At 61.4% G+C, this 3445-nt stretch carries 4 protein-coding genes; 3 read left to right on the forward strand and 1 reads right to left on the reverse strand.

What is annotated here, in order from left to right:
* Positions 1 to 9: 9 nt before the first annotated feature.
* Both ACYP01_RS21960 and ACYP01_RS21965 read left to right on the forward strand, forming a co-directional pair.
* Complete coding sequence (locus ACYP01_RS21960; RefSeq protein ID WP_251014841.1) at positions 10 to 663, forward strand: hypothetical protein; 654 nt, start codon at positions 10 to 12, stop codon at positions 661 to 663.
* Positions 660 to 1838 carry a PrsW family intramembrane metalloprotease gene (locus ACYP01_RS21965; RefSeq protein ID WP_459682431.1) on the forward strand — a complete coding sequence of 393 codons (1179 nt, stop codon included), beginning with the start codon at positions 660 to 662 and terminating at the stop codon, positions 1836 to 1838. Before ACYP01_RS21960 ends, ACYP01_RS21965 begins: the two co-directional genes overlap by 4 nt.
* 428 nt (positions 1839 to 2266) lie before the next feature.
* On the opposite strand, the gene ACYP01_RS21970 is transcribed toward ACYP01_RS21965, so the two are convergent.
* Positions 2267 to 2605, reverse strand: a complete 339-nt coding sequence (locus ACYP01_RS21970; protein WP_003944971.1) for an RNA polymerase-binding protein RbpA — start codon at positions 2603 to 2605, stop codon at positions 2267 to 2269.
* Between the two features lie 189 nt (positions 2606 to 2794).
* On the opposite strand from ACYP01_RS21970, the gene ACYP01_RS21975 reads away from it, so the two are divergent.
* Entirely contained in the window at positions 2795 to 3151 is a 357-nt protein-coding gene (locus tag ACYP01_RS21975; RefSeq protein ID WP_054781759.1) for a hypothetical protein, read from the forward strand.
* Positions 3152 to 3445 lie beyond the last annotated feature (294 nt).

Genomic DNA, 3445 nt, shown 5'->3' on the forward strand with positions numbered 1-3445 from the left:
CGAGGGAAATTGAGCGTTATTTCGAGTACTGCACACAAGCACGAGCCCCTACACGGAAGACGTCCACCAGCGGATCACCGCTTCCTCGGATTCGACACACGAGTCTTCCCACACGCCCTCGCGATCTTGGCGGTGTGGATGCTCTGGACCGTGATCGTGCCCGCCATCGATTCCGCTGTCTCCTCCGAAGATCCAACCGGCGCCGGAGACCGGATGGCCGTGACCGAAACGGTCTCCTTCGCCGCACCTGCGGGCTGGAATGTCGACAGTGGTTTCCGAACCGACCAACATGGCGCGTCCGATTCGCTCCCACGTGTGACGTTGACCGATGGCACCGTCACCGTGAGCGTCGACGCCGACACATTCAGTGGAACTGCCGACGAACTCCTCTCCCAAACAGATGCCGTGAGTCTTGCGACGAACGGCAGTTCCGTGCTTGCGGTCTCCGGTGCGCGCCAGCCGATCAGCACCGACGGGGGTCTGAGCGGCGTCCAGGTCAGCTTTGACACTCCGCGGTCCGCCGGATCGGTGACCACATTCGTCGTCGACGGCAAGGGAATTCGGGTACAGGTAGTCGGCCCACCCGATCAGATCGCCGCCCGCAGTCGAGAAATCACCGACATGATCGCCTCTATCGGCACACACGAGGGAGACACCAAGTGAGCACCGATCTCCTCGAAACCCGCTCCCGCGCATTCGATACGACGGCCTGGGGCGAGAAATTTCACTTCTTCCAGCCACGCAACATCGTGTTCTGGATATACCTGTGGATGTGCGGATTCGGCCTCGTCAAAGGCTGGCAGATGTTTGCTCCCTTCGCCGGATACTTCGGGCGCGCACTCCTCGTGGCCGGCATCGTCGGCGTCATCAGCGCCGCGGTCTGGACATGGTGGTTCCGGCACATCGACCGCTACGAACGCCAACCCGTAGGACTAGTGGTCACCGGCTTCATCTGGGGCGCCACCGCAGCAACGTTCACTATCGCAGTACCCGCGAACGGAGCAGTCGGTTCGCTCTACTCGAAGATTTTCGGGCAGGTATGGGCTCAGGACTGGCATGCGGGCCTCTCTGCACCCTTCGTGGAGGAAACCGCCAAAGGCATCGGCATCGTAGTCCTCCTCGCGCTTGCACCACGCCTGGTGCGCACCGCAACCGACGGCCTGCTCCTCGGTGCTTTCATCGGCTTGGGATTTCAGACCAGCGAAGACTTTCTGTACTCGATTGCCGGCGCAACACAGGGCTTCGGCGCCCACCAAACCGACGGCCTGCTCGGTTCCATCGCCACCCGCACCTACTCCGACATCGTCTCTCATCCCCTCTTCACCGCCCTTTTCTGCGCCGGCGTGATCTATCTGATCGGCACCCCGGCCCAGCCCCGGCGGATCGGACGCGGATTGGCGTTGATCGTGGCACCTATCCTGATCCACGGCGTGTGGGATTCCATGCTCGCGATCGCCGGCGGCAGCAGTTCGCTCGTGTTCGTCATCATGATCGGCGACATCGTCTTCGCGTTCACTGCCTTGTGGATCGCGTTCGTCTGGGCGCACCCACGTGAATCCCACTTCGTCCGTGACATTCTCGCCCCGGAAATCGAGTCCGGCGTCCTGACCGACGCCGAGGTGACAGCCGCCGGCGGATGGCGACAACAACGCACTTACGCGAAAGCCGCACCCACTCACACCGAACGTCGCCAACGACGACATATCGTTCGTGCCGCGCTGGATCTGTGCAGCGACCTAGCTGTCAGCAAGGGCGACGACAGCCCCCAGGTCGTCGAATCACGCAACGAAATCACCCGCCTCCGCCAAGGAACCGCGGCACAGAGCATCACTCGGTGACCGGGAAGTAGCGGAAGAACGTTCAGCACCGCAAATCATTCACCCACACCCCAGTCGGCCGGGTTGCTTGCCATCGTCACTTGGCAAGCAACCCGGCCGAGTGACTGGGCTACCAGTTCACTCCGTATCGAAGTTTGGTGTACCGAAGTTTGGTGTGTCGCGGGGTGGGGGATACAGCTCACACTGGTGCACGAAGCAGTGCCGATGGTTCTCCAGCGCAAGTCCAGGATTTGCGCACTGTCGGCCCGCGAGTGCGCCTGGATGCTGAATGACGTTGCCCTGAAGTGTCTTTGAGGACCGCGAAGCATCCTGAAGTTGCCACGTCGAAGAAGGGCCGAAGTATGACGTCGACTTGTGAACGATCACTCCCCGAAGAACGAGAAAGACCGCCCGGTGTAGAACCGGACGGTCTTGATCGAAGTGCTAGTTCATGCGCCGCGACGCTTGGCCTTCAGCAAATCGAGACGCTCTTTGAGGAGCTCTTCGAGTTCCTCGACCGAGCGACGCTCGAGCAGCATGTCCCAGTGGGTGCGGGGAGGCTTGACCTTCTTGGCTTCGGGAGCAGTCCCCTCCATGAGGGTGCCTTCGAGGCCGTTTCGGCACAACCAGGTGCCGGGGATCTCGGCTTCGTCCGCGAACGGGATGTCGAAGATCTCGCCGTTCTCGCACTTGTACTTGGCCATACGACGGGGCGCGAGGTCATGGTCACGGTCGGTCTCGTAGCTCACAGCTCCGAGTCGGCTACCTCGAAGTACGCGATCTGCCATGGTGGTGTCCTCTCTTCGTTCGTCACCGCTGGTGGGCGCCCTGACTTGGGGAGTAGACGCTCACACTCATCTACAACGCCACGAGCACCCGATTGGTTCCCGTGTGGCGAGAAGACGCAACCTCTCCATCTTACCGGGTACCGTGCGCGTTCATCGAAGGCGTCCGAATCTCGAGTACAGTGTCGATTCATGGCTGAGAGCACACGCGTCGGATCACCGCAGTCTGCGCGTTCGGGAAACCCGTGTGTGTGGTGTGGTCGAGAGGTCGCGGTGACCGGTGTCGGTCGTCGACGCCGGTACTGCAGCCAGTCTTGTCGACAGCGTGCGTACGAGCAGCGCAATGCCGTCAAGGGCACGTCGATCCCGGCTGACGCCGTCATCTTGACCGCAGTCGAAGCGGTCGAACTCGTGGATCGGATGTTCGAGGTCCGATGCGCTGCCGAAGATGTGGCGACAGCAATTGCCGAGGGCGCAGAGAATTCAGAGCTCACACAGTTGTGTGAACGGTTGACCGAGCTTGCCCGCGAAGCCGAACGTTTCCGGTAGAGCAGGTGTGGGCAACCGGTTTCTAGCCTTGCGTCGAGCACTGCAACACTGCGGTGCTCCTGACGCCTGACGACGACAAATTTTGATCCTGAGTTCGGACCTTCGGGGAGGTTCGGACTTCGAAGCGACCCTTCGTCGAGGTCGATGACCTTCGGCTGCGCTCTCGCAGGATCGCCACATGGTTTCCACTCGATATCGAGGCGGTGCGATGTTTCTCTTCAATCCCCGAGCCACACTTCCCGGCGCTGATCGTGACAACGCTGATCGTCACAACGCTGTGTGGGGGTGGTCGTG

Source organism: Rhodococcus sp. no. 34 (genome assembly GCF_054589475.1).

Excerpts from the sequence above, each read along its gene's own strand:
- ACYP01_RS21970 (WP_003944971.1), bottom strand. The coding sequence starts at position 2,605 with ATGGCAGATCGCGTACTTCGAGGTAGCCGACTCGGAGCTGTGAGCTAC.
- ACYP01_RS21975 (WP_054781759.1), top strand. The coding sequence starts at position 2,795 with ATGGCTGAGAGCACACGCGTCGGATCACCGCAGTCTGCGCGTTCGGGA.